Annotated in this window: 24 protein-coding genes and 1 pseudogene; 19 read left to right on the top strand and 6 right to left on the bottom strand. The window is 68.4% G+C overall.

Annotation, left to right across the window (positions count from 1 at the left end):
• Nucleotides 1-45 precede the first annotated feature (45 nt).
• From ACZ7PG_RS34600 to ACZ7PG_RS34590, 3 genes are all read right to left on the bottom strand, one after another.
• Nucleotides 46-1,827: a TrbL/VirB6 family protein gene (locus tag ACZ7PG_RS34600; protein WP_470243352.1), complete on the bottom strand. Its 1,782-nt coding sequence runs from the start codon at nt 1,825-1,827 to the stop codon at nt 46-48.
• A gap of 429 nt (nt 1,828-2,256) precedes the next feature.
• A complete protein-coding gene (locus ACZ7PG_RS34595; RefSeq protein WP_470243351.1) occupies nt 2,257-2,562 on the bottom strand; it encodes a pilin in 306 nt (101 codons plus the stop codon).
• Nucleotides 2,563-2,738: 176 nt separating this feature from the next.
• Nucleotides 2,739-3,524, bottom strand: coding sequence for a sigma-70 family RNA polymerase sigma factor (locus ACZ7PG_RS34590; protein ID WP_470243350.1), 786 nt, complete (start codon nt 3,522-3,524; stop codon nt 2,739-2,741).
• Nucleotides 3,525-3,928: 404 nt separating this feature from the next.
• Here ACZ7PG_RS34590 and ACZ7PG_RS34585 point away from each other — a divergent pair, with 404 nt between their 5' ends.
• From ACZ7PG_RS34585 to ACZ7PG_RS34555, 7 genes are all read left to right on the top strand, one after another.
• Nucleotides 3,929-4,888 carry a hypothetical protein gene (locus tag ACZ7PG_RS34585; RefSeq protein ID WP_470243349.1) on the top strand — a complete coding sequence of 320 codons (960 nt, stop codon included), beginning with the start codon at nt 3,929-3,931 and terminating at the stop codon, nt 4,886-4,888.
• 29 nt (nt 4,889-4,917) lie between these two features.
• Nucleotides 4,918-5,973, top strand: coding sequence for a TRM11 family SAM-dependent methyltransferase (locus ACZ7PG_RS34580; RefSeq protein ID WP_470243348.1), 1,056 nt, complete (start codon nt 4,918-4,920; stop codon nt 5,971-5,973).
• A 43-nt stretch (nt 5,974-6,016) separates the two neighbouring features.
• Entirely contained in the window at nt 6,017-6,409 is a 393-nt protein-coding gene (locus ACZ7PG_RS34575) for a hypothetical protein (RefSeq protein WP_470243347.1), read from the top strand.
• Nucleotides 6,410-6,492: 83 nt separating this feature from the next.
• Nucleotides 6,493-7,002: a hypothetical protein gene (locus ACZ7PG_RS34570; RefSeq protein ID WP_470243346.1), complete on the top strand. Its 510-nt coding sequence runs from the start codon at nt 6,493-6,495 to the stop codon at nt 7,000-7,002.
• Nucleotides 6,999-7,217 (top strand): hypothetical protein, encoded by a 219-nt coding sequence (locus ACZ7PG_RS34565; protein ID WP_470243345.1) that lies wholly within the window; start codon nt 6,999-7,001, stop codon nt 7,215-7,217. The genes ACZ7PG_RS34570 and ACZ7PG_RS34565 overlap by 4 nt, the downstream gene beginning before the upstream one ends.
• Nucleotides 7,218-7,329: 112 nt before the next feature.
• Complete coding sequence (locus ACZ7PG_RS34560) at nt 7,330-8,424, top strand: hypothetical protein (protein ID WP_470243344.1); 1,095 nt, start codon at nt 7,330-7,332, stop codon at nt 8,422-8,424.
• Nucleotides 8,425-8,728: 304 nt separating this feature from the next.
• Nucleotides 8,729-10,045, top strand: a complete 1,317-nt coding sequence (locus ACZ7PG_RS34555) for a hypothetical protein (protein ID WP_470243343.1) — start codon at nt 8,729-8,731, stop codon at nt 10,043-10,045.
• On the opposite strand, the gene ACZ7PG_RS34550 is transcribed toward ACZ7PG_RS34555, so the two are convergent.
• Together ACZ7PG_RS34550 and ACZ7PG_RS34545 are read right to left on the bottom strand one after the other, a co-directional pair.
• Nucleotides 10,040-10,444: an aldehyde dehydrogenase family protein gene (locus ACZ7PG_RS34550; protein ID WP_470243342.1), complete on the bottom strand. Its 405-nt coding sequence runs from the start codon at nt 10,442-10,444 to the stop codon at nt 10,040-10,042. The genes ACZ7PG_RS34555 and ACZ7PG_RS34550 overlap by 6 nt on opposite strands.
• 331 nt (nt 10,445-10,775) lie before the next feature.
• On the bottom strand, nt 10,776-11,078 hold the full coding sequence (locus ACZ7PG_RS34545; protein WP_470243341.1) for a hypothetical protein: 303 nt from the start codon (nt 11,076-11,078) through the stop codon (nt 10,776-10,778).
• A 416-nt stretch (nt 11,079-11,494) separates the two neighbouring features.
• Here ACZ7PG_RS34545 and ACZ7PG_RS34540 point away from each other — a divergent pair, with 416 nt between their 5' ends.
• The 10 genes and pseudogenes from ACZ7PG_RS34540 to ACZ7PG_RS34495 all read left to right on the top strand — a co-directional run bounded on the left by ACZ7PG_RS34540 (nt 11,495) and on the right by ACZ7PG_RS34495 (nt 21,100).
• A complete protein-coding gene (locus tag ACZ7PG_RS34540) occupies nt 11,495-13,012 on the top strand; it encodes a hypothetical protein (RefSeq protein ID WP_470243340.1) in 1,518 nt (505 codons plus the stop codon).
• 3 nt (nt 13,013-13,015) lie between these two features.
• Complete coding sequence (locus tag ACZ7PG_RS34535; protein WP_470243339.1) at nt 13,016-14,134, top strand: caspase family protein; 1,119 nt, start codon at nt 13,016-13,018, stop codon at nt 14,132-14,134.
• Nucleotides 14,112-15,512, top strand: coding sequence for a hypothetical protein (locus tag ACZ7PG_RS34530; RefSeq protein ID WP_470243338.1), 1,401 nt, complete (start codon nt 14,112-14,114; stop codon nt 15,510-15,512). Before ACZ7PG_RS34535 ends, ACZ7PG_RS34530 begins: the two co-directional genes overlap by 23 nt.
• A 731-nt stretch (nt 15,513-16,243) precedes the next feature.
• Nucleotides 16,244-17,059: pseudogene (locus tag ACZ7PG_RS34525) on the top strand (IS481 family transposase); the annotation flags it as partial.
• A gap of 9 nt (nt 17,060-17,068) precedes the next feature.
• The gene (locus tag ACZ7PG_RS34520) at nt 17,069-18,604 is read left to right on the top strand and encodes a hypothetical protein (RefSeq protein ID WP_470243337.1); all 1,536 of its coding nucleotides are present in this window, start codon (nt 17,069-17,071) and stop codon (nt 18,602-18,604) included.
• Nucleotides 18,605-18,850: 246 nt separating this feature from the next.
• Nucleotides 18,851-19,180 (top strand): hypothetical protein, encoded by a 330-nt coding sequence (locus tag ACZ7PG_RS34515; protein ID WP_470243336.1) that lies wholly within the window; start codon nt 18,851-18,853, stop codon nt 19,178-19,180.
• Between the two features lie 2 nt (nt 19,181-19,182).
• Nucleotides 19,183-19,332, top strand: a complete 150-nt coding sequence (locus ACZ7PG_RS34510; protein WP_470243335.1) for a hypothetical protein — start codon at nt 19,183-19,185, stop codon at nt 19,330-19,332.
• A complete protein-coding gene (locus tag ACZ7PG_RS34505) occupies nt 19,329-20,537 on the top strand; it encodes a universal stress protein (protein ID WP_470243334.1) in 1,209 nt (402 codons plus the stop codon). Before ACZ7PG_RS34510 ends, ACZ7PG_RS34505 begins: the two co-directional genes overlap by 4 nt.
• Before the next feature lie 159 nt (nt 20,538-20,696).
• Nucleotides 20,697-20,873, top strand: a complete 177-nt coding sequence (locus tag ACZ7PG_RS34500; protein WP_470243333.1) for a hypothetical protein — start codon at nt 20,697-20,699, stop codon at nt 20,871-20,873.
• Complete coding sequence (locus ACZ7PG_RS34495; RefSeq protein ID WP_470243332.1) at nt 20,870-21,100, top strand: hypothetical protein; 231 nt, start codon at nt 20,870-20,872, stop codon at nt 21,098-21,100. Before ACZ7PG_RS34500 ends, ACZ7PG_RS34495 begins: the two co-directional genes overlap by 4 nt.
• Nucleotides 21,101-21,111: 11 nt before the next feature.
• Here the strand turns inward: ACZ7PG_RS34495 and ACZ7PG_RS34490 are convergent, their stop codons facing one another.
• Nucleotides 21,112-22,482, bottom strand: coding sequence for an APC family permease (locus ACZ7PG_RS34490; protein ID WP_470243331.1), 1,371 nt, complete (start codon nt 22,480-22,482; stop codon nt 21,112-21,114).
• 201 nt (nt 22,483-22,683) lie between these two features.
• On the opposite strand from ACZ7PG_RS34490, the gene ACZ7PG_RS34485 reads away from it, so the two are divergent.
• Entirely contained in the window at nt 22,684-23,889 is a 1,206-nt protein-coding gene (locus ACZ7PG_RS34485) for a cation:proton antiporter (protein WP_470243330.1), read from the top strand.
• Between the two features lie 39 nt (nt 23,890-23,928).
• Nucleotides 23,929-24,375 carry a CBS domain-containing protein gene (locus ACZ7PG_RS34480; protein WP_470243329.1) on the top strand — a complete coding sequence of 149 codons (447 nt, stop codon included), beginning with the start codon at nt 23,929-23,931 and terminating at the stop codon, nt 24,373-24,375.
• The last annotated feature ends 16 nt before the right edge of the window (nt 24,376-24,391 follow it).

Genomic DNA, 24,391 nt, shown 5'->3' with positions numbered 1-24,391 from the left:
AACGACCGTCGGAATGCGGACGGGACGGGACATGACGTCGTTACCTCACTTCGACGTCGGGCGGCGCCGTCGAGTCGGCAGGTCCAGCGGCAACGGCAGCTGCTTGCCGGCCGGCTTCCGCGGCGGCGCGGGCTCGGCGGGCGGTGCCGGTTTCGGCCGGCGGTGCACGCCGAGGGGCAGCGGGTATTGCCCGGACGCGAGCGGCCGGTTGCCGCTGTAGGCGTCGGGGGCCGGACGGCGGTGGGCGCGTGCGGCGCGGTTGATCTGGCCCGAGGAGGTGAGCAGTCCCGGGCCGGTCTGCGGCACACGATTGGTGCGCGCTGGCTCATCGGCGAGGCTGCGACGCGCCGGCTGCGGTGTCTGGGGTGGCAGGTGGATCGGCAGCATGCCCGCGCTCGGCGCGAGCAGCGCGCTCGGCAGCTTCGCGGGCGGACGAGCGTTGCGGTTGATCCGCCCGTCCGGCATCAGCAACCCGGCCTGCCGAGGAGGCCTCGACGCGATTCCCGGGGCCGCGAGGTCCTCGGCGAGGGTGCGCCGCGGCGCGCGGTCGGGATCGCGGCGAACGGTCAACGGCAGTCCGAGCTGGTCGGCCGACAGCGCGTTCGGCAGGTCCTTCAGCGGCAACGCGCGCGGGTTCGCGCGGACCGTCGCCTCGCCGTCGCGCACGGCAGAGCTGAACATCGACAGCTGACCGGGGCCCAGTCCGAGCTCGTTCGGCGCGCCCTCGCGCGGCGGTTCGTCCCAGCCGCGACGCGCGGTCCGGAACGGGCGGGAGACGCGGTGCACCCGCATGGGGAGCATGAACTGGCCGTTGCGCGTCGCCGGCGGATCTGCCAGTGCGCTCGGCCCGCCAGGTCGGGGTCGTGCGCCGCCTCGGCTGGCCGCGGCGCCGCTGAGCAGGCCCATCGTCTTGTAGGCGATGACGCCGCGGGCGATCCGTCCGAGGAGGCTGGGGCGGCCGGAGCGCAGCGGGGCGAGGAACCAGAACGGGATTTTGATCAGCACGTAGAACAGCGCGATGCACAAGAGCAGGTTCATCAGCGCCGAGAGCGACGGCCCGAAGATGGTGAAGCCGCCGGGCGCGAAGAAGATCCGCACCGTCACCACGAGTGTGAGCGACTGACCGACCTGGATGGCCAGCACGCCGCCGGTGCTTTTCCACCACAGGTAGGCGATGCCCTCGGTGTGGGGGAGCGCGTGCAGCATCAGCGCGATCGGCGCGGCGGCGACGAGCAGGATCGTGGCGATCACCCGCACGACGAACACAACCAGCAGCACCAGCAGCATCGCCACCAGGCCGATCCCGAGGATGCCGAGGAACAGCCCGCCGCCGTGCAGGGAGCCCTGCACCATGGTTATCAAGCCGCGGGTCATCTCGGCCGGGTCGGCACCGATCCCGAGGATCGCGGTAGAGACCGCGTTGGCGACCTGGATGCCTTTGGTCGCGAGGAACAGCGACAGCGTGCCGGCGAGGAACCCGACCACGAGCCGGGGCGCGAGTTCCTTGACGGTGTAGCGGGCCTGCAGCGTCTGGTAGCTCATGATGATCAGGCCGGCCAGGAGCACGAGCACGACGTAGGCGGCGAGCAGGATGTGCCACGAGCCGACCCAGATCGCGCCCAGGCCTGGTAGCTTGTCCGGCTCCGGGGTGGTCAGCAGCGTCTTGCCGAGCAGGTCCAGCAGCGGGTTGAGCCCGGCCGCGACGACCGCGGCGAACAACGTGCTCGCGGCGACGACCATGCAGCCCGCGAGGTCGGTCAGGCCGCACTCCGCGGCGTCGCCGACACCGTCGGGAATCGGCGCCGACGGTGGTGTGCTTGGGACCAACGTCGAAGGCTGTGGGATGCAGTTCGGTCCCTGGCACGGCTCCGACGAGCTACTCGGCGGCGTACAACCGGCCTCTAGCGACCCTGGGAAGCACGTCGGCGGCGCGGGCAGCGTGGTGATCGGCGGCAGGGGAGAAGCCGGGATCGACGGCCTCGGCGTCGCACTCGGGAGGTGGGGGTGGCAGGCCGGTTCGCTCGAGCCCGGCGCGCAGCCGGGATTCGGCGGCAACGGCAGCGGCGGTTGCGCGGGAGCGGACTGGCCCACGGGTTCCGCCGGGCGTGGGCTCGAAGCCGCCGAAGCCGAGGTGACGAGGCTGAGCACGACGACCAGCGAGGCGGCCAGCAGGAGGGCGCGACGACGCCACCGCGGTTGTCCGTCGGCGCGAGTCCGTTGTGGAGGTGCGAGCATCCGGCGCTGGGCGGACATCGGCTACACCCCGCCGACGATCGTCTTGAGGATTTCGACCACGAGCGGTGCGAGTGCGGCCAGTCCGAACCCGATGCCGGCGGCCTTGAAGGCGCCTTTCGCTTTCTCGATTTCGCCGGGGTCGTTGGACGCCATCAGATAGCGGAGCCCGCCGATGGTGAGGAACACGAGCGCGACGCCGGCGAGGATGCCCATGATCCATGAGCGGATATTCGACAAAACCTGGTCGACCGTCTGGGCCAGCGCGACATATTGGACGGTCTCGGCGCGCGCCGTCGACCCGGTGAGCGCCAGCGCGGCGGCGACCAAGGTGCAGCCGAGCAGAACAACTGACCGGCGTCGTGGCCGCGGAGAGATCGGAGCTTCCGGCACAGGACGGGCGCGTCGGCAACTCGTTGCGCGGGCTCGAGTCCGGGCGTTGGTTCGGTGGTCGCGCCGGTTCGACGGCCGGCGAGCGCCGGAACGGTGACCGGGGCGGTGCGAGATCAGTCGCATGAGGACGCCTCCTGAACGGCGCCCGGTTCCACTTCGGACCGGGATGGGTGAGGGCGTGCGGGCCATCGGGCCGCGCGATCACCAACTCCGGAATTCAAGAGGCGGGGAGACACCGGACGTCGCGTCTTCTCAGCACTAGGTCGGCTCCGTCGCGTCGCCCGACCTCGCCGTGAAAGGTCGGCGTCGTCGTCGCGGAGGGAGCTGAGATGGTTGGCGAGTTTGCGCTCGGCGCGGTGGCGCGCCTGCTGGGTCGCCTTGTACGTCTGGCCGCGCGCGTGCGCGGCGTCGGCCAGCGACAGCTCACCGAAGCGGGTGTCGCCGATCAACGCCGCCTCCGACGTGGTCAGCGCGCCGGCTTCAACAGCGGTGAGCAAGACGAAGTCCGGGTGCCCGCCGGCGACGGGCGGTCCGGGCGCGCGAGCACCGAGGTCAGCCAGTGGTGTTGCGGCGTCGAGGGCGTGGCGCAGCGCGCGGTGACCGGCGCGGTAGGCGGCCCAGCGCAGACGCACGAGGATGGCCGGCCGGGTGAGGTCGACGTCGGGGAGTGCTTCGAGGAAGCCGGTCAACACCGCGGCGTGGATGTCGTGGACGTCGCCGCGGAACCGCTTGGTCAGCTTCGCCGCCACCGGGATCAACACCGGAAGCGCGAGCCCGACGCACGCGACCGTCCACGTGCCGCCTTCGGCGCGCGATCGCGTCACGAGCGCGGTCCACACCGCGTCCCGCGTCTCTTGTGGACAGCCCTTGGCGATCAACGCTGCGCCGACGTCGTCCATCGGCATTAGCCTCGGCGGCAGTCCGGGAACCCGGCGGCCGTCGAGGGCGACCGGGTGCGGGCCGGTGACGAGCCAGGCGAATGCGGTGCGGGCGGCGTCGAAGACGCCGGGCTCGGTACAACGACCGCGAGCTGACAGTGTTCGGGATTCGGGCTTCGGTGGCGTGGGCAAGTCCATGACGGCACTCCTGAGCGAGCGGAAGGTGACGTCGCCAGGAAGCCAGCCCGACCGCCTCAAAACCGCTTCACGCCCAGGTCAGGACCGTGTCAAAGCCGCATCAAAAGCGTGTCACGCCTGCGTACGAGCGCAGAAATACGTCTCTGACCAGCGGCCGCGGACCTCATCGAGCGGCCTCTGACGGCGGTTCCGGCTGGCGGAGAACTTGTTCGCCGCGGTGATGTCTCTTGCCGACGCGGTCCCCGGAGTTAGCCGACGACAACGCTGAAGCCGCCGCCGTGATCGTCGGCTGCTCGCTCCCGGAGGTTCAACTCGTGACCCGACGTCCGCCGTCTTCGAATACCCGACCGTCCAACCGCGACGATTCGACGAGTCCACGACGGATTCGTCCGGCCAACGGCATCCCGTACCCGGGCGCACCCGACCCCCGCGGCCCGCGCCCACGGCGCGCTGCGAAGACGACCACGGCGGCAAAACGCACACGCGAGCTCCCGCCCATCCCGCCGACCGTCTGGACAACCGGCCCGGATCCCATCGACCCGGCGGCGACCTGGCCCGCGTCGATCGTCGAGTCCATCACGACCAGCTTTTCCACCACCGACGCACGAGTGCTGCTCGCGCCGTGGCCGACGTACGCGGCGCATCGCAGGGCCAGTGACCGCGAGTTGCGTGCCGCGCGCGACGCCGTGCGCGCGCTGGGACGAGACGCCGCGGTCGCCAAGCTCGTCACGGACACCTCGTCGCCGGCCGAGGTTGTCGTGGGCGACAAGCCAGGCTCACCGAAGGCCGAGAAGCGCGGGCGGGCAGACCTGATCATCACGGCGCCGCCGCCGAACTCCGGCAACGGCAGCTCGGTCGAGGCCTTCGCGATCGCGGCGGCCCGGGCTCTCGTCTTCGGCGGCATCCTCGCCGTCTACACCCACCCCGACTGGACGACCGGCCGCCTGATCGACAGCTCCGGGGTGATGATCGCCGCCGCGCAGAACGCCGACCTGATCTACCTCCAGCACATCGTCACCCTGCACACCCCGATCCGGAACAGCCGTCTTCAAGCGCTACCCGAACCCGCTCGCGCGGTACGCGACGACGTCGCGCAGCCCTTCGCTCTGCCTGCGCCGCACGCCCGCGTGCACGGCGACGTCCTCGTTTTCGCCCAGGCCCACGCCGACACCGCAGACCTCCGATGACCGACTAGCCGAAGGACAGGTGCACGACCATGACCACCACACCGCAGAGCAGCCTGCGGGCGCAGGCCGACGAGCCGACCACGCCGCTGTCCCGCGCGTTCATCGACGGCCTCGACACCCCGCCCGCCGACGCGCCAACGGACCGGTACGAGCTGCCGGTATCGGTGTGGGCGACCGCGCAGACCTCGCCAGCCGCGCAGCGCAAGGGCCGGTACGTGCCCGAGTCGACCGCGCACCCGGCCAAGATGCTGCCCGCCGTCGCCGCGCACGCGATCGAGCACTACACGAAGCCGGGCGACCTCGTTCTGGACCCGATGTGCGGGATCGGCACCACGCTCGTCGAAGCGATCGACCTCGACCGCCGAGCGATCGGCGTCGAGTACGAGCCGCACTGGGCCGACATCGCCCGCGCGAACCTCCGCTTCGCGCGCGAGCGCGGCCACGACCACAACGGGCAGGTCGTTCACGGCGACGCCCGCCAGCTCGAGACGCTCCTGCCGGAGCAGTACGTCGGTCAGGTTGCGTTGGTGGTCACCTCGCCGCCGTACGGCCCGTCGGTGCACGGCCTGGTCAGCACGGACCGGGAGGCCGGCGTCGGCAAGGTCAGCAAGCGCCATTACCGCTACGGTAGCGCGCTCGACCGCGGCAACCTCGCCAACATCGGCCACCACCGCCTGCTGGCCGGTTTCACCCGCATCCTCGCCGCGTGCGCACGCGTGCTGCGCCCGGGCGGCCACGTGGCGATCACGGTCCGGCCGTGGCGCGAGCACGCCGAGCTGATCGACCTGCCTTCGCAGGTCATCGCCTGCGGTGCGGCGGCCGGCCTGGTCCCAGTCGAGCGGTGCGTCGCCCTGCTGGCCCGCGTCGCGGAAAACGAACTGGTCGCGCGCGGCAGCTTCTTCCAACGCGACTTCATCCGCAAGCAACGCGAGGCCGGTCTGCCGCTGCACCTGATCGCTCACGAGGACGTCGTCGTCTTCAAGGCGGCCGGTGATCGTGCTCACGAGGACACGATTCGCCGAGCCGGGAACATCAGCGTCCACCACGAGTACGGTGCGAGCGGGCCAGGACACTGGGCGGCCTGAAAACCGGCGGAACAGAGGGTGCTTGCCAGGCGACTTCACCGTTATGAGCGACACTCCGCTGTGGTTACAGATCTCGGTTCCTGCTTTCACGCTCGTTAGCGGGTTCGTGCTCGGACGCGTCACGAAAGTCCTTGATCGGAGGCAGGAGCGACGTGACGAGCATGCAAGTCGGCGGCCGAAGTTCGAGCTCACCCACTTGACCGGTTCCGGATATCGCCTGCAGAACGTCGGCGATGCCGCGGCAACCGACATCCGGGTGGATTCCGGCAAGTATCCGCGAGAGCGTCTCATGCGCTTGCCTGAAGAGCCGTTCGATCTGGCCCAGGACCAACCAGTCGATTTCATCATGTCGACGGGTATCAATCTGCCCAAGCCTGCGGCCCTGCTGGTCCGATGCGCGGAACTACCCGAAGGCGTGCACGTGGCGTTGCCCTAAATCGTGAGGACGGTGCGTCGCCGCCCGACTTTGTCGTGGCCCGCCCGTACCATCGTCGGGAAGGCGAGAGCAAGGAACTCACCATGTTCGATCGCACTGTGGACTACCCGATAGCGGTTGCCAGCTACGACGACGAAGGACTGGACGCGGCCATCGACTGGTGCTGCGAGCACTTGGAGGACGACGACACGGTCTCCGTGTTGACTCACCTGAAGTCCAGCCTGCGGAACTGTCGCAGACTTGAACAGTTCGTCGCTCGGTACCGGAATGTCGAGCACGTGACCGGACGCGGTGGCGGTTACCTTCGCAGCAGCGGTCCGGTCCTGATGGCCTGGCCGGATATGCCCGACATCGGACAGCTGATCCAGGAGGGCGGCTCCCGCGTCCGAGCCCTATGCGTCCTCACCTGGAACGAAGACGCGATCAGACCTTGGGTTTCGGCAGTGCGGCCGACCCTGCTCGGCGACGACTCGCCGTGGGCCGAGCTGACGCCTGGGCTTGATGGCGTCGTGGTCGAGGCACTCAAAAGTCTCGCCCGTTCGGTGAACCACAACAACACCATCTCGGCGGGCTTCGAAAAGATCACGTCGTGAGCACGCTTCTCGCTCTGCGCGACGCCGGCATCGACATGGACGCCGAAGCCATCGAAGGCTGGGCGCTGGCGAACGGCTGGTCCGGCAAGAACCCGCAGCGGCTCGGTCAGTACGTGCGCGACATCAACGCCGGAAAACGTCCCCGTTGTCGCCCCGTTCTTCGAGCTGACTACGTCGACTTCCTGCGTCGACGTGCTGCCGGGAACGGAGAGTGACGTAGTCGTGACTGTCTACAGCGGATGGCTCAGGACGGATGCGTCGCCGCAAGGGGCCATGGAGACGCAGGCCGGGTTCCTGGACCGAATCGCAGGGCCATACTGGGACCAAGTGCGTGACGTCATCAACGACTGGTGCTCCCACCTGCCTGTTGAACTGCACGCGGGCATCCGCAGCCGCCTTCTGGATCGCAACCGGGATGTGAATGTCTATTCCGCACTGTGGGAGCTGTACCTGCACGAGTCTTTGCTCGGCTCTGGATGTTCGGTGGAGATTGAGGCGGCCGTCGGTACCCGAGGAAGGAGGCCGGACTTCCTGGTCTCCCGCGGTGGTGATCAGTTCGTCGTTGAAGCGATCTGGACTGCCGAACGCATCGATGATCCTCGGCACGGCCGGCTGGCGGCTCAGCTGCGTGACTCGATTGAGAAGAATGTTGTGAGCCCGGATTTCGTTCTGTCCATGGTGATCGATGCAGCGGGCCGGACTCTGCCGCCGCAGAAGGGGTTGAAGACGGAGCTGTCCCAGTGGCTGTCCAATCTGGACCGGGAACAAGTTGCTGCACGAGGGTTGCACCAACGCTCTCCGAGATACACCTGGCGCGAGGCAGGCTGGTCGATAACGTTCAGTGCCATACCGCGCCGTCGTGGCTCGCGGGGCGGGCGGATCATCGCTATCTACCCGGGCGTAAGCATGTTCCGAATCGATGGTTCGCCGTTGCTCGGCGCGGTCGAGAAAAAGGGCGCGAGGTACGGGAAACTTGGGCTTCCTTACATCGTCGCGGTAGGTGTCGCGGGCGCATTCGTCGAAGATGACGACATTCAAGCGTCCCTGTACGGCAGCACGATCGACCGCACCGACGCCGGAGTTGGACCGGCGCCGACATTGGCAGCGGACGGCTACTGGAAGCCGTGTCGGGATGACGAGCACTCGCTGGTGAGCGGAGTGCTCGTCGTCGACAATCCGGTGCCCGGGACCTGGACGAAGAAGAGCCCCACCTTGTGGTTGAGCCCCCGCGCAGGCTCGTTCCCCGCACCTGTCCTGCCGACGTGGTCGACGGCGCGACTCGTGGGAAACCAGGTCGACCATCGACCGGCGGCAGCGGCGCCGCACACAGCGTTAGGACTCGCCCGGGATTGGCCTGTCGGAGATCCGTTCCCTCGTGCAGCTGCCGCAGTCGACGACACGGCAGGTGGAACCGGCTACTGATCCCTGCGTGCAGGTGGACGCTGAGTTCCCCCTGTCGCTGCGAGAAGGCAGCAGGGTATTCAGTGGTTGTATAACGCCCTATTCGTTCCGGCTCTTGATGAGAGCGGCCGCGATCGCTACGTGTCGACTGCGTCGTCAGGACGGAGCAGACGTCGCGAAGTTGCTATAGCAGGGTGAGGTAGACGGCCCTGCGTGACGAGTGGATCGGCGCACGCCGCGTCAGCATCGAATCGACTGGCCAGTGTGGCGCTCGTCCAGGATGCTTGCTCGGTGTCGCACATGCGGCGCTGCAAGGTGGGCTCAGGTGACGGCCCAGATCGAAAGGTCCACGGTGAACGAACCCTCTGCCGACGCCGCACTTCGCGCGGAACCTGGCCAGACGCCCGATGAGGTCGAGTTGTTCCTGCAGCTCGGGTCCGCCCGCGATTTTGCCGCTGGGTGCCGTGAGCTGATCCAGGTCGCAGATGAGGTCGCCGCGCGCACCGATACCCGTTCACCGAGGGAAGTGGCCGGCGACGCAGCGCGGCAGGCGGGCATCCCCCCGGACGTCCGAAGCCGGGTGGACGACGTCTTCGCTGAGGCCGAGCTAGAGGCGAGCGCGCTCGTCGCCGCCGCGTTCGATGGAGACGGCGTTGCTGTTGATGAAATGACAGCTGATCCGTTCGCAGTGATCGCCCGACGCCTCCAGCCCGACGCGATTGTCGAACGAATCGCTACTCGGCTGCGTACGGAGTTCGCTGGGGAGCCCGGAGTCGAGCTTTACGTTGCGGCGTACGGTGCCGCAACCCTTCGCCGTCCGCGCAAGCCGCTCTTACTGCGAGCGTTGCTTGCGGCGATCTGCGGTCAAGTGGAGGTCTGCATACTTCGGATACTGCGTCGCGAACTGATGAGCCGGGATAGCTATTCCGGCATCAGCGATCCACAACTGGAGACCGATGTTCGGAAGCTGATGGTGGGCGGCCTCCTGGCGTGGCGGTCCCATCTCGACAGCCACCTGGGTGTCGACGTCATGGCCGGCTGCGCGGACTGGCTGGGTGTGATCGAGGTGTTCGAGCGTCGTCATCTGCTGGTTCATCGGGAAGGATTGGTTGATCACCGCTACCGGACGCGGGTGTCTGATGCGCCGCCGCCTGGGAGCTCGCTGGAGCCGACTTCGTTGTACATGCGTCAGGTTATTGACCTGTGCGAGACCGTTACCGTCGGGCTGATCGGGCAGCTTCTCGCTCGTCGGCGTCCGGAGTTGACGGACCAGCTGGTTGCGATCACAGTGGCTTGGGCCGAAGAGGCTGTTGCCGAGGGTGCGTGGTTGCGAGCGGAGGGCTACCACCTGCTTGCGGGAGTGCTGACGGCTGATCCGGTCGAGGGTGAGCGCCGTCGGGTCGATAGTTGGCTCGATCGACAGGAACGGTTGGGTGTGAACGCGACTCGCGACGAGGTCGCCGCCTGGGACACCGAGCCGCTGCCTCCTGAATTCGAGCTGGCTCGTTTGGTCCTGCTTGGTGAGGACGAAGAGGGTCTGCGCTTGCTGGCACAGCTTCGTGCCGAGGGGCTCGTCAGCGGTCAGGACGTCGACGTGTGGCGGCTCTTCGGCCGGTGGCGTAAGCAAGGTTTGATGTCATGACCGCGGTCCGGGACGCATCGGGTGGCCGGAGCCGACTCGGGAATGTCGGCTCCGGCGACTCTGAGGTCTCCAGGTCAGAACGGGAATGGGTGCGCTGTCTCCCGGTAGGTGACCCAATGCCACTGGGTTGAACTCGTCCCAGCTGCTCTGCGAGCCGAATCGGGCGCTGTTGTCGGACGCTCCGGTGCCGCTGAAGGGTGCGTACGCGTCGTTGTTGGGCGTCTGGTCGTTGACGTGCACGATGCCTGTCCGCAGACGCTGGTCGAGGTCGCGGCCACGCTCCAGCGAGCCGGTCTGTGCTGCTGTGACCAGGCCGTACTCGGTGGCGTTCGCGACCTCGACCGCTTCGTCCGCGTCGCGGACCACCGTGACCGATGCATCCGACGGGTTGCCGGCCAAGGTGGCGAGTCGGGCTGGACTGCTGTGACGCACCGACTGAACCACCTCACGCCGAGATCGGCCAGCGCCACGGCCACGCGTACGAGTCAGATACCTGTCCGGAGGTCGAACCTGCCCGGATTGCAGCCTTCTCCTCGGCGGGCAGCGGCTGTAGCACGGTCGCCACCCCTCCCAGCGGGGGTCCGTCCCTCTTGGCCGTCTGCCTCGTAGAACGCCCACATTCGCTGCTCGGCAGTTGGTTCCACACGTCCGTCCAAGCCTGTATGTAGGTCAGCAAGAGACGGTTTAGTGGTCGGATCCCGAGCCGGTGCAGGCGTTGACCGGTGACCCTTCAGCGCTCGGTTGAGCAGTTCGACCGCCAGGAGCAGGGCCGAGTGCCGGGCAACTCGACCTGACCGCCACCGATCACCGCTTCGACTTCGATCTGCTGGGGCCGGTGCTGGGAGCGTTGCGCTCCCGGGCGGCCACGAAGGTTCAATGCGCAGATGTACACCCTGCGTGCCATCGCCTGTGTGCTCACCGGGTCCTGGTAGGAGATCTGACGGTCGGGCAGTCGTTCAGCGACGAGAGCGTCGGCACCGACGGGCTCTTCCGCGCAGCCGCGCAGGTCGGCCGCGGCCGACCCGGCGGACATGCTGCGGTTCGTTGTTTATGTCGACCAACTCGCGATCGCGGCGACGGCGGTCAACAGCCTCATCTGGGGTCTGGGGCCCACGGGCATCCTCCACGTCGGAGATGTTCTGACCGAGCCGCATTAGTCGGACCAGGCCTGCCGCCGCCGAGCTAGGTTCCACGACGAGGCGCAAAGCCTGGACAACAGACGACGCTGCTGGCTTCTTGAGGAAGCTTTGATTGCGGCGGTCACCGTGACGTGACGTCGAATTCTAGATGGCGGCCCCCTCTCGGTTAATCCTCGATAACGCTTCTACGCCGTACGGGTGATGTGTTCGTTTGCGATGTCACGCAATGCAACTGGTGAACGACTTCGATGCGCACGGCCAGGGATGCCTGCGCCGATGTCGCAGCCGATGAGCACATCTGCGAGGAAACATGTCGAATGATCACGAGATCCACACCGGCGCCGACGGCGAATTGGTCGGGATGACACGCGCCGATGTCGAGCGCATCATCGGCGAGGCCACGACCGGCGACCGGATCGTGCTGCATTTCCACGGCGGGCTCGTCGACGCGGCCACCGGCACGGCGGTAGCCGGAAAATTGCTTCCGGTTTACCAGGGCGCCGGTGCGCGGCCGGTGTTCTTCGTCTGGCGCTCGGGCCTGGTGGAAATCCTCCGGAACAACGTCCTCGAGATCGCCCGTGAAGAAATCTTCGAACGGCTGCTGCGTCATGTGCTCCGCTGGGTCGTGGGCAAGGCACGGGCTCCGCAGGACGGCCGGGCCGGAGCCACTGGCTTGCCGCCCTCGGAAGAGGAACTTTCCGGGAAGCTCGGGAACAGGAAACGGTGGGACGATCCGGACACAGGAACGGAGCCCTTCGCCGGCGAACAGCTCGATTCCCGTGTCGGGGCGAGCCCCGCGGAGGAAGCGGACTTCTTCTTCGGAGTCGAGCAGGACCAGGAACTCCGGCGGCACCTGGCGGCCGTGGTCGCCGGACGAGGGTTGTCGTGGACCGACCACCACGGGGCGAGAGGAGTCCCGAGCGCGCCGGCGCAATCGACGCTTATGGACCACGACGTTCTCACCGGGATCGCGAAGGGGAACCCCGCCGATGCCCGTGGTGCCGCCAGTACGGTCGCGTTGGCGCGCAAGGTGTTCGAGGTGGTCCGAGCGGTCATCGCCCGCTACCGAAACCAGACCGACAGCGGGCTGTACCCCACCGTCGTCGAGGAGCTCTTGAGAGCGTTCTACCTCGCGAACGTCGGCGGCGCGGTGTGGAAGGCGATGAAGCAAGAGACGGCCGATACCTTCGAAGCAGCGGGTGCTCGTGGCGGCCACCTCGTTCTCGAAGCGCTCGAGGCTCGTCTCAAGGCGAAGTCGGACCTGCGGATCACTCTGGTCGGCCACTCGACCGGCGCCGTGTTCATCGACAACTTCCTGCGGGCGGTCCACGAGCGAAGGCAGCTCCCGGGCTCGCCATGGTCCGAGAAGCAGGTCCAAGTGGCACTGCTTGCACCCGCATGCACGACCGCGACGTTCGAAGAAGCCATTTCCGAGGCCGGTGACCTCGTCGGGAGGTTGCGAATGTTCACGATGTCGCCTGAAGCGGAAAAGCAGGACCGGCTCGTCGGAGCTGTCTATCCCCGTTCACTGCTTTACCTGGTATCTGGGCTGCTCGAGCGAGAGGGTGACCGTTCCGCGGTCGTGCCGCTCACCGGGCTTTCGCGGTACCTCGCAAGCGACCTGGATTCCTTGCTGGCATCCGATCAGGGCAGGTCGGCCAAGCTGAAGGAGGTGCGCGAGTACTTCGCCGAAGACGGGCGGGTCGTGGAGTCGCCGAGCCCGGCCGACGCTCCTCCTGGACGGCGGGCAGCCGCGATCAGCCACGGCGATTTCGACGACGACCCGCTCGTGCTGGCGAGTCTCGTGCAGCTGATCGAAAGCTGGTAGACCATGAACAGATTGCATTTCGCGGTCGTGGTCGGGATATCCCGGTATCCCGGAGGCTATTCGACCCTGAACGGCCCGATCAACGACTGCCAGGCGTTCGTCAGCTGGCTCGGCGACCCGGCGAAAGGCGGCCTTCCGGCCGCCAACATCAAGAAAATCGTCAGCCCGGGTTCGGCGAGCATGTCGTTGCGGAGTGCCCGACCCAGGAAAGAAGCGATCGACGACGCGCTGTGGAAGGTACGCCAGCAGTGCTGCGACGTCCTCCAAGCGATGCCCGAAGGCGAGCAGGCGACGGCACGGGACACGTCGCGCCTCTACCTATTCGTCGCCGGGCACGGGATCATGCCGGGGTCCGGGCAGTCGGCACTGCTCGACGCCAATGCGCAACCCGGCTGGCGGACCAACCTGGAGATGAGCTCGTACCAGTCGTGGTTCGAGAAAGACGGTGCTTTCGCCGAGGTGTGCATCTTCGCCGACTGCTGCCGCAACTACGAAGTGCTGGCCGAGGCCGGGAAGCCGTCGTTCGACCAGCCGGCTTACCTGGGCGGGAGCGTCCTTTCCCTGTACGGCTGGGCCACCACCCCGGGCGCCCTGTCGTTCGAGGACGCGGCCGGCACCGTGCCGGATGACGAGCGGCGAGGGCTGTTCAGCAGGGCACTCGTCGACGGGTTGAATGGCAACGCGGCCGACCAGCAAACCGGTCAGGTGACGTCGGTCGGGCTCCGGTCCTACGTCGCCGAGCGGCTGGCGGCGGCGTCGGCGGGCAAGGCGCAGTATCTCCGGCAGAGCGTCGTCATGCCGATCGCCGATCCGGACCGGCCGTTGGTGTTCGGTCCGGTGCACGCTGTTGTCAAGGGCGCGCCGGGTGATCCGGTCGGCGTTCCGGGGCGGGTGCGGCGGAAGGTGGTGATTCATTTCCGGCCCGGATTCACTTCACCGGTGGAACTGGTGGCCCCGGACGGGACGACGATGTACTGGGATCCGGCCGACGGTGCCTGGCCGGTCCGGCTGTTCGACGGTCACTGGGTCGTCCAGCGGGCGAACACCAAGCTGGACACGTCCGGCCTGGGGAAAGACAGTGTTTTCACCGTGGCGGGAAGTGATCGAAATGTCTTCGTCTGAGCCGGCTCGCACCGTGTTGGCGGTCACGTCCCCGGGCGCGAAGATCGAAATCTTCGATGCGTTCCTGCAGCTGGTGCCCGGCGGTGAAGACGACGACGCGGTCGTCGTCGACGTCGGGCCGGGCGTGTACCGGGTGATCGCGACTGCGGGAGCCCGGCAGGAGACAAAGGTCGTGCTCGTCCACGAGGGGAAAACGGAACGGGTCATCATGCCGGTCCGGTTGGAGTCGCCTGCGCCGGTGCCGGGCACGACCGGCGAGAACGCTTCGTACGGCAAGCTTGTCGCGGAACTGACCCAAGCGTCCGGAGAGCCGGGGAGCTCCCGGCTGATCATCCTGGTGCGAGGTGTGGGGACGACCGTTTCTCTCGAGGACCCGCCGTTCTCTCTCCACGATTCGGAAGGCCGCGCGATCCATCTGCCGCTGCCGGCGCTGGATCCCGAAAACCATCCGGGGAACTTGCGGATCCTCGCCTGGAGCGTGCCGGTGGCACCGGGCGGCTACCGCATCCTGTGGCCCTCTCGCGATGGCCTGCAGCTGGAGCAAGCGATGTGGGCGGTGGCAGACTGGCAAACGGTGATCTTCGTGCCGCAGTTGCCGTCGGAGCTGGTGCCCTCGCGATCGTCGGTGCACATGGTGGCACTCGGCCGGTACTGGGATTCAGCCGATGAGCCAGCTGTGGGTGTCGAGCGTGCTTTGACGCGCCTGCGAGGAGGTCCGAGGCACGATCCACCACCTTTGTGGCACCAGGCGCTGAAAGACCAGCGCGATCCGATGTGGACGATCCTGACCCTGCACGACATGCTCCGGAACCGCCGTTTCTTCGAATCCGCAGACACCGAGCAGCGGCGGGTAGTGGCCGACGCGGTCTTCGAGCTCTTGGACCACCTGTCCGACCACCCTGATGTGATCTCGCTGGCCTTGGCGACGGGGGTGTCCCAGCCGGGTGATCAGCCGGGCACCGTGTGGCCGCCGATGCTCGCCGCGTCGTTCGACCTGCTGCTAGCCGCGGACCGTGAAGACGACGAGGTGATTCCGCGGGGCTCGCTGGCCGAAGCGGCCGGCGGACAGCGCTTCGCCGGTTCGCCATGGCTCCTCTGGAACCCGCTGGGCCTTCACCCGTCTGCCGGCCTGCCGTACGACACACTCGGCGGCAGGAGCGGATGGCTCAAGCCGCCGCCGATCGCCCAGGCGCGCGTCCGGAACCTCCTGGACTCGCTCTCGCCGAGGCTGGGGCTCTCGCCGGGGCAAACGGCGCAGCACCTCGGTGCGGCTCAGGTGGCCGACCGGCTCGGCATGACCTCCGGATTGGTCAACGCCTGTTTCGCCCTTCTGGAAGCCGAAGGCCATGAGCGACGCGGGACGCCTGACTTCGCATGACCTTGCGCCGCTGGATGACGCCTGGAATGCGCGATTCCGGTAGTGAAGGAGCTCGGGTGCTTCTGAAGAGCGAGACACGTGACCGGGGCTGCCCAGCGTTGACAGAGAATGCATGAGCTTTCCCCGGTACACCTTGGGACAAGGTGCGCACGACGGCCTCGAGGCATGTCAACGTGTACGCAAACACCTGCCGGATGACCCTGTGGGGCAACGGTATCCGCGTGGGAACGCGGACTCCGGACGACCACATCGCGCAATGGACCAGCTCGCGCTCGCGCCCGATGCGAAGGCGGAGGTCGCAGCGGTGCTGTCGGCCTTGATCGACGGGTGCGGTCTGGTCGCGCTCGGCCTGGCGGTAATCCGCGGCATGTAGCCGCAGCCGGCGCGCCAGCTGTCCGGGCGGGGCCGCAACCGCGCGGTGCTGTCCTGGTCGCCACCAGCCGGGGGTCGCGGAGCCGCGGCTCGCGCACACGAGGTGGCCTTGCAGCTTCCTCGCCCGGCGGTCCGGCTGTCGTCGGGGCGTTTGCCGGCTGCGGGCTGCGCGAGGTCGCCGGATGATCCACATGTCGCGGCGGCACGGGAGCAGCACACGCCCGGCACGGCACTGAGCGACGGGCTCGTCCTGGCCGCCTATTCACCTGCTGGCGGGAATTCTGGCCGGTCGTATCGAACTCCGGCTCGGAGGTCGGCGCGGCCACCGCCTGCCTGTGCGCGAGCCGCCGAACAGACGTCGCCGCCGGGTGCACTCGACCCGCACACCCGAGCACCTGGTCCGGGCGATCGTGCGGCTGCGCTGGCGGCAGCGACTGGGCCCGCTCCAGATCGCCGGCCGGCTCGACCTGCCCGCATCGACCGTGCACGCGGTCCTCGTGCGCTGCCGGATCAACCGCCTCACCCGCATAGACCGGGTCACCGGCGAACCGCTGCGCCGCTACGAACACGACCACCCCGGTTCGCTGATGCACGTCGATGTCACCAAGTTCGGCAACATCCCCGACGGCGGCGGCTGGCGCTACCTAGGCAGACAGCGAGGTAAAAAGAACAGATCAGCCACCTCACGACGCACCGGAACCTGGAGCGCCGACCGGCACGCTCGCACCGGCACCGCATTCGTGCACACCGTGATCGACGACCACTCCCGCCTCGCTTACGCCGACATCTGCGCCGACGAGAAAGCCGACACCGCCATCGGAGTCCTCCGCCGAGCGGTAGCCTGGTTCGCCGACCACGGCGTCACCGTCGAACGCGTGCTCTCTGACAACGGTGCCTGTTATCGCTCGTCGGCTTGGCGTGACACCTGCGCCGAGCTGGGGATCACCCCGAAACGGACCCGGCCCTACCGACCACAGACCAACGGCAAAATCGAACGCTTCCACCGCACCCTGGCCGACGGCTGGGCCTACGCCCGTTTCTACCCCAGCGAAACCGACCGCCGAGCGGCGCTACCGGGCTGGCTGCACTTCTACAATCACCACCGACCCCACTCATCCACCGGAGGCAAGCCGCCCATCACCCGGCTGACCAACCTCCCTGGACATCACATCTAGGCTTCCGGGATGAGCAGCGACTTACCCGATTTTGCGGTGATCAAGGTGCCGCCGTGGCTGTGGGACCACGCCCCCGGAGCGTTCTTCGAGAAGGCCAAACTGCACGCCCGGGCCATGGACGCCGCGATCGGCACCTGGCGGGTCAGGCCTCTTGAGAAGGAACGGCGGACCACGCCCGGCCTGCTCGACGTGCACCACCTCGTCGGCCCCGGCGTGCCTCGCCGGCGTTTCGACCACCTCGACACCTTTGCCGGACCACGCCTCCGAGGCCCAGTCACCCCGCGCGAGGACGAAGCACTTCGCAGGAGAGCGGAAAGAGCAGCCGCGAAAGGCGAAGTGATCGATGCGTTAAACTATTTCCAGCTCCTGACGGCCTTGGCCAACCAGGAAGAGCTGCCCCGGATCGCCGAGCATATCTACGACGAGCTGCTTGACTTCCCTCTCGAAGGGACACAGGCTGCGGCCTTTCCCCACAGCAGCGTTCACGTGGTGAGGCGACGTTCTGAGCTGGTTCACCGCGTCAAGATGGCCGGTGTTCTGATAAGGGTCGAACACGACCCGGAGCTGGCCGCCGGCAACATCACTCCCGCTTACACGGCATTGCAGGACGGCAGCACGGTGTTTTCGTCGTCCGACGAACTGGTCAACGGCGTGTACTTCCTGGACCTCTACTTCGGGCCATTGCTGGGTGCGCTGTCGCCGGCGATCTGGGGATTCCACACTCCCAACGAGATCGGCATGATGCTGTACAGCGTCGGTCGCCCTCTCAGCGGGTCTCGAGGCGACGCCGCCGAGATGTTGCACCTTCTGCCTTCCCGGTCTCCGATGACATCGACTCCCTTCCCCGAGCTGCCCAGGCACGCCACTCGGGAAGCACTCGATTGGTGGGCCGCCCGGCTCGACTCGCTGTTCGGCGTGCTCACCAATCCAGCCGTTTTCAGCGACCAGGACGGGGTATACGTACCGGTCAAGCACCTCCAGGGCCTGTCCACGGTCGAACAGTTGTTCAAGCGGGTTACTTCGCTACAGGCGTCCCACCGTGACACGACGGCGCGCAACGTCATCTTGTACTCCATCCTGGACACGTTGCCCAGGCTGACCAGCCGCACGCTCGAAAAGCACTGCACCCTGCAGTTCGCCAGGGAGACGCTCGCCCGGCTGGAAAAGGGCATACCCGCCGCAGCGGCGGAGATCCTCCTCCCCGGCGCACGGCGAGCAGTCGAGGCTCTCCGCCAGGTTCAAGACGGTTTCTTCCTGCTGCGCCAATCGGGACGCGAAGCGATCGATATTGTCGACGGCGGGAGAGTCGTATCGTCGATCAAACCAGAACTCGCCGCGGCCGAGTACATCAAGATCCTGCGCAACGCGACCCACGGTTTCGGTACTAACAAGACCAGTCGAACCGCAATCACGAACACGCTGCTCGCACACCACGACGGCACCGTTCCCCAGGATCTGCCCCTACTCGGCTACCTGTATCTCCTCGACCTCCTCAGCCACCCGGAGGTCGTGGCACGCTCACTGTATGAAGGCGGCAAGGGCTGAGACGTCTGCTTTACCGGAGTTCGCGAGAGCGCGAGCATGTCGGTCCGGTCCGTTCCATGGCCTTAGTGGGCTCCACGAGGCTGTGACCTGGCGGACACCCGCCCCGGGCGATGTCCGGGGAGCGTCGGAGACCGGGCAGGTTTTGACTGCCTCCTGCTCGTCTTCGACACCCCAAACGCGGCCTGCCGCCGCGCCACCTCTCCGACCTCTGATGCCGCCAGAAGTAGCTGTCTAGCTTACCTCGGGATGTGGACGGCGGAGGTGGTGAGCCGATCGGAAGGGTTGGTGCAGATCGACACTACGCCGCTGGACGTCATGGCGGTGCTGGGTGACGGGGTCGTCGGCCGAGTTGAGCTGACCATCGCTCTCGACGTCGCAACGCGCACCATCGCCGCGGCGGTGCTGCGTCCACAAGATACGAAAGCGGTCGACGCATCGCGGCTGCTGGCGTGGACCCTGTTCCCAAAACTGGTGCGGCCGGGCCGACCGTGCTGCTGTGCGGAGCAGCTCAGCTCGTGGCACCGGCGAGCGCGCATCGGTGGCGTCCAGTACTCCCGATCGCCGGGTCCTGGCTGATCGTGGCGCCGCTGGCGCTCGGCTACAACCACGGGACACCGGCGCCGGCCACCACCGCGAGCGACGTCGCGGCCGGCGTCGTCGTGCTGGCGCTCTGGGCCACCGGTGTTGTCGTGCTGGCCCGGTTGCTGCGCGATCGGAGTGAGCGGTGACCACAACGGAGCCGGTGGTCATCGTGTCCGGATACGATGGCACTCAGGAGTCTCTGCGCGCCGTTTTCTGGGCCGCGGCGGAGGCCGACCGTCGACGCGGCGCGCTCGTCCTGGCTCGTGTTCTGGACTGGAGCTGGCCGAGCGGGGGCTATCCCGAGGTCGCGCTCGCACCGTTGAACGGGGGAGCCGAGCGGCTGCGCGAGGACGCCGAGGCGCAGACACGCGCGGTCGTGCGGGAGGTCGGCCATTCGCATCCCGATCTCGAGGTGCGGACGGTTCTGCTCGAAGACGTTCCGGGCCCGGCCTTGGCGCGCGTCGCTGCCCGAAGCGAAGCGGCGATGGTGGTGGTGGGTCCGCCGGGGGCGGGCCCTCTGGGCCGGGCGGTCTTCGGGTCGACCACCGCTGGGCTGGCGAAGTCGTCCGGGCGGCCGGTCGTCGTCGTCCGAGGCGACGACCCGGCCGAAGGGACCGCGCGTCTTCCCGTCGTGGTCGGTCTCGACCCGGCGGCCGACAACTCCGCCGCCCTGGCCTTCGCGCTGGACTTCGCTCAACGGCACGCGGTCCCGGTGCGCCTCGTCCACGCTGTGACGGGCAGGTCCCGCAAGCATCCCGGCCCGTCGGAGGCGATGGTGACGGAGCTGGCGGAGTGGCTGTCCGCCTATCCCGAGGTTCCCTTCGAACACGAGCTGGTCCGGGACTTTCCCGAGCGGGCGTTGCTCGACCGCGCGACCCGTGCCGCACTGCTCGTGGTCGGCGACAGCCGCCGGAATCCGCTCAAGCGAGTGTTGTGCGGTTCGGTGAGCCGGACTGTTTTGCACTACGCACCCTGCCCGGTGAGCGTCGTCGGTGCCGGCAGGCTGCGCAGTATCGAAGGGGAGTGGCTCGACGAGCCTCAGCTACCCGAATCCTCCTGCTTGCGGCCGGCTCCGGTCCTCAACCGCAGTTCGTTCGCGCGCTACCGCTGGCTGGGGCTGCCGGTGGACGTCGCCGAGAGCGTCACGTGGAGCGTCGAGCGCTACGGGTACGACAGCACCGTGGTCCGCGCCTACGTCTGGGCGGAATTCCGAACGGGGCTGCGCGCGCGGCTCATGGAGCTGGCCTTCGCCCGGCTGTTCGGCGGCGTTGCTCGCGATCGCGCGCACACCCGCTCCGAGTTGCGCCACCTGAAACGGATGAGTGAGGGGCTTCGACGTGGAGCACGGTGATCCGGAGGAGTCGCGGCTGCGGGAGATCGCCGAGCTGATGTGGCGTGCAGCGGCGGTGCACCGGGCCCGCGCGGCCAGGCTCGCTTTGACGGGCGAGGAGGGGGCGCTTTCCGCGCCGGCCTCGAGCGAGGGCTGGCGAAGGTCGCGGCCGAGCACGCGATGGCCTACCAGGAACTGGCGAACGTCGTCCAAGCCCGGCGTTCGGCCGAGGGCAGGCCCAGTACCTCGCCGGACTGGAACGCGGCGATGAACCGTTCACGCGAGGCACTTAGCCGGGCCGAAGCCCACCACCGCCGGGCGGCGGCCGTGCCCGCGTCCGACGGGACGCGCCGGTGACCGTCCTGTTCACCGTGGCTCTGGCGATGATGGCGCTCGTCCTGGTCCCGGCGCGCTACCGGTTCTGGCGGCTGGTCGCCGTGCTCGGCTGGGCGGCTGTTTGGCTCGACGGGCACGCCGGCCTGAACCCCGGTTGGGACAGTGAGCTGCCGGTCGGGGCGATGCAGTATTACGCGGGTCCGCGACGGCTGTCCGGCGCGGAGGTCGGCACCGCTCTGCGCGGGTGAAGTTCAGTCGTTTACTCGGCTTCGGCGGCGACGTTGCGGATGCCCCGTGGTCGCCCGGACCGTGCCCACAGCCAGTACAGCGCGGCGGCGAGGAGCAGCGCTGCGGCGATCGACACGACCGGGTCGCCGCGCGTGAGGTTCACCGCCAGGGTGAACGCCACCGCGAGGGCGCCGGTGAGGTTGATCGCCAGGAACCCGAACCGGCGGTCCCGCCAGGAGAACCGGGCCATCGCGACCAGGCCGGCGAAGAAGCTGACGAACACCGAGGCGGCGTAGAAGAGCACCAGCTCCTGGTCCCGGCCGCCCGCGGCTGCGGTGACCAGCGCGGCCGCGGCCATGAAGACCACGACACCCCAGTACGGCGTGTGATGGCTGTTCGTGCGGCCCAACCAGGCCGGCAGGATGCCGGTGCTCGTGCCGTCGGCGTGCTGGTGGCGGGCGAGCGCCTTGAACAGGCCGGGACCGGCCTGGAACGACGAACTCGCCGCCGAGAGCAACAGCAGCGCGGTGGTGAGCTGGAACGCCGCGAAGACCGGCGTCGACGTCGCGGCCCGCGCGAGCTCGGCGATCTGGGTGGTGTTCTCGTGTGGGACTCCGATGCCGAGGCGGACCGCCTGCGCGGTCAGGCCCAGCGTGCTCGTGCCGACCACGCCGAGCGTCAGCCAGAGGGTCACCCGGCCGAAGCGGCGGCGCCCCGGGTCGTCGAGCTGGCCGAGCTGGGCGATCGCCGACGACGGTGCTTCGATGCCGGTGGCGAGCGCCATCGCCACCGGGAAGGCCAGTGCCACCGCGATGAACGGGGAGTGGCCGGGGTCGGGTGCCGGTGTGGCCGTCGCCTGAGCGGGGACGAAGAACGCCGACACCAGGACCGCGACGGTGAGCGCGATGAACGCCGCCGTCATCAGGGCGAACACCGTGCGGCCCAGGTGGCCGAACCAGGTGCCGCCCGCGACGCCGATCACCAGCAGCACCGCGATCGGGATCCGCCACGGCGCGAGCGCCGGGAAGAACGCGATCACGGCCGAGGCGCCCGCCGCCGAGCTGATCGCGATCGTCAGCACGAAGTCGACGATCAGCGCGCCGATCGGGACGAAGGCGGTCCCCTCGCCGAACGCCTCGCCGGTCGCGGCCGCGGCGCCGCCGCCCTGGGGATAACGGGCCACGAGCTGGTGGTAGTTCACGATGACCAGCACGACGATCCCGACGACCAGCGCCATCGTGGGCAACAGGAGAGCGAGGTCGCCGCGCAATGCCCGCAGCGCGGCTTCGATGGCGTAGGCGACCGAAGACACCGGGTCGGCCATCACGGCGAAGGCGAACGCGAAAAGCAGCACCCCGCGGCGGTGCGTCGCCGGCCCGCCACGGCTCTTCAGCTGGGTCAAGCGGGTTCCTCCAGGTCAAGCCGGGCGCCGGATCCTTGCGTAAACCGCACGGTGTGGGCATGCCCACCCTGGCGGCCGGGTATGCGCCGCCGGTTTGCCCCGCGCGGACCTTTGCGGCATCTTTACGCGTGGAGTGCCGGGAAGTCTGGTCGGCCCTTCGCCCGGAGCGGGTGGAGGACGCGGCTCGAGGACGGATTTTCCATGGCGCTCGTACTGGCGTTCGGCGTCGTCCTGCTCATCAGCGTGTCCCTCTCCGGGGTTGCCGCGCGGACAGTGCTGTCGACGGCCCTGCTGTTCCTGCTCGCCGGTGCGCTCATCGGCCAAGGCGGCTTCGGCCTGGTGAAGATCGCGCCGCACGACCCGCTGGTCACCTCGCTGGCCGACATCGCCCTCTTCACCGTGCTGTTCACCGACGGGCAACGTGCCAACGTCCGCGCGTTGCGGGAGGGCTGGCGGCTCTCCGGCCGCGCGCTCGGGCTCGGTATGCCCCTGACGATGATCGGGATCGCGGTCCCGGCGCACTTCCTGGTCTGCCTGGACTGGCCGACGGCCCTGCTGCTGGGCGCGATCCTCTCGCCGACCGACCCGGTGTTCGCGGCCGCGATCGTCGGCCGCGACGACGTCCCGCTGCGGCTGCGGCGGCTGCTCAACGTCGAATCGGGCCTCAACGACGGGCTCGCGCTGCCGTTCGTGCTGATCTTCCTGGCCACCGCCGCGCACGCCGACTCCGATCTCGGGAAGGTCGGGATCGAGCTGGTGCTCGGGCTGGTCCTGGGCGTCGCGATCCCCGCGCTGGTCACGCTGGCGTGGCGGCTGAAGGGCCTGACCGCCGAGCCCCGACTGCAGGCGCTGGGCCCGCTCGCGATCGCCGTGATGCTCTACGCCGCGTGCCACCTGACCCACGCCAACCCGTACCTAGCCGCCTTCGCCGCCGGGTCGACACTGGCCACGATGGACAAGATGGCCGCCGAGCACTTCGAACCGCTCGGGGACCTGCTCTCGGAGATCACGAAGTTCGCGGCGCTGCTGGTGTTCGGCGCGCTGGTCACGCCCGAGCGGCTCGGACACCTGAGCGTGGGCGGCTGGGTGCTCGCCGTGCTCGCGATCGTCCTGGTCCGGCCGGCCGCGATGGCGCTGTCGCTGCTGCGGACGAAGATGTCCGGCCGCGAGCGGGCCGCGGCCGCGTGGTTCGGGCCCAAGGGGTTCGCCTCGGTGGTCTACGGGCTGCTGGCCCTGCAATCGGGCATCCCGGACGCCGAGCTGGTGTTCGACCTGGTCACCGTCACGATCGCGTTGTCGATCGTGCTGCATTCCTCGACCGACGTCCCGGTGGCGAAGGCACTGAGCTTCGAACCGCCGGACAACCTGCCCACCGGCCGTCAAGAAACCGAAAGGAGCACCGGATAGTGCGCCGCGACCCCGGTCCGCCCGCCGTACCCTGGGCGGATGCACGCAGTGGAGATGGCCGAGGAGTACCCGGTCGTGGACGTGGACTCCGACGCTCTCGCGGCGGCGAAGCTGCTGGCCGAGCAGCGGCTGCCGGGCATCGTGGTGACGGACGCGTCCGGCTGCCCGTGTTCGATCCTGCCGGCGTCGCAGGTGGTGCAGTTCCTCGTACCGCAGTACGTGCAGGACGACCCGTCGCTGGCCGGGGTGCTGGACGAGTCGATGGCCGACCGGATCGCGGACAAGCTGGGCGGCAGGACGGTCCGGTCGCTGCTGCCGGAGAGGCCGTCGGAGCTGCCGCGGGTGCAGGGCGACGACACGATCGTGGAGGTCGCGGCGATCATGGCCCGCCTGCGCTGCCCGCTGGTCGCGGTGATGGAGGACAAGCGGCTGCTCGGGGTCATCTCGGCCTCGCGGCTGCTGGAGCTGGCGCTCACGCACCCCTGAGGCCGGGGGCGGGGCG

The organism is Amycolatopsis sp. NPDC114504, assembly GCF_055633595.1.
Note: the sequence above shows the minus strand (reverse complement) of the source record. Positions and strands in the feature narration are given on the sequence as shown.